We start from the raw sequence: 1,294 nt of genomic DNA on the forward strand, positions 1-1,294 counted from the left end.
TGCAGCTCGCAGAGTTCTTCGTACGGGGGCAGCGCCGTCCGCTTGAGTAAGGCGCGGGAGACCGTTGCGACAATCGCATCAACGTCTAACTCGTCCTGCTGCTCACCCGCACGCTTCACCACTTGGCCCATGGCCCTCACCCCGCATGCTTGCTCTCTGCTGACCCTAGACATGATGGAGTTACAGGACGTCCCATTGAAGGCCGCTTAGGGGACAGTAAGGGGACTTCTTGAGGACTTAGAGGTGGAGCACCAGGAGGTGAGGGTCCCCAAACCGGCCTTCCCTGGCTACGGTGAGCTGAGTTGACCAACCCACCGAAGCTGTGAGGAAGTCCAGTGCCCAGGGCAGTAGGAAACGCGCGGCTGAAGTCCGCCCGGCAGGCAGCGGGATACGCCTCTCAGGAAGCGTTCGCCGAGGCCATCCGTAACACCGCACCTCAACTCGGCATACGGTCGTTGCAGATCAGCGTGCGCCAGGTCCGCCGTTGGGAGTCAGCGAATCCACCATGGCCGCAGCCGGACGTTCAGCGTGTGCTGACGCACCTCTTGGGCCAGCCCATCGAGGAGTTGGGCTTCACCGCTCCGTGGGGCAGGACGAGTTCGGAACGGCCGGCCGCCAGCAGGAGGCCCGTCACGGGAGCGGGCGCGCCAGTGATCGGACCCGCGCCCGGGGCACTTCCCATCGCGAGCAATGCCACGCAACCAGCCACCGCAGGCGCCGATTACGCGGCGATCACCGCTGCCCACCGACGCCTGTACTGGTCTGTGCAACCCTCCCAGCTCCATGCCACCGTCGTGGAGCACACACGTCTGGGAACGACGCTGATGGGGGAGACGTCCGGCCGCTGCCGCATCATCCTGGCCACCGCGCTCGCCGAGTCCTACCTGCTGGCTGGGCGTATCGACTTCTTCGACCTCCAGCAGCCCCAGGCCGCCGGGAACGCGTTCGTGCGCGGCCTCCAGGCCGCCGGGGAAGCGGACGACGCGCTACTCGGAGCGGCGATCCTGGCCCATACCGCGTTCATCCCTGGGTGGGCAGGCCAGAGGGAAGACGCCGAAGAGCGGATGTCGGCTGCCCGTGCCTATGCCCGCCGGGGCAACGCCCCCGCGTTGATGCTCGCTTGGCTCGACGCAGTCGAGGCCGAGTGCATGACGCGGTGCAACGACACTCGTACGGCACTGCGCCTGATAGCCCATGCTGAAAGCGTGCTGGCCGAGCGCGATGCGGACGAGCCACGCCCAGTGTGGATGGACTGGTTCACCCCGGTCCGCCTCGCCGCCTTCAAGGGCAACAC

The 1,294-nt window shown here is 66.6% G+C and carries 1 pseudogene; it reads left to right on the top strand.

Features of this window, described 5'->3' with window-relative positions:
- Positions 1 to 794: 794 nt before the first annotated feature.
- Positions 795 to 1,294 (top strand): annotated as a pseudogene (locus tag ACH4SI_RS42075) (transcriptional regulator); the annotation flags it as partial.

The organism is Streptomyces sp. NPDC021212, from assembly GCF_044332925.1.
Lineage (GTDB): Bacteria > Actinomycetota > Actinomycetes > Streptomycetales > Streptomycetaceae > Streptomyces.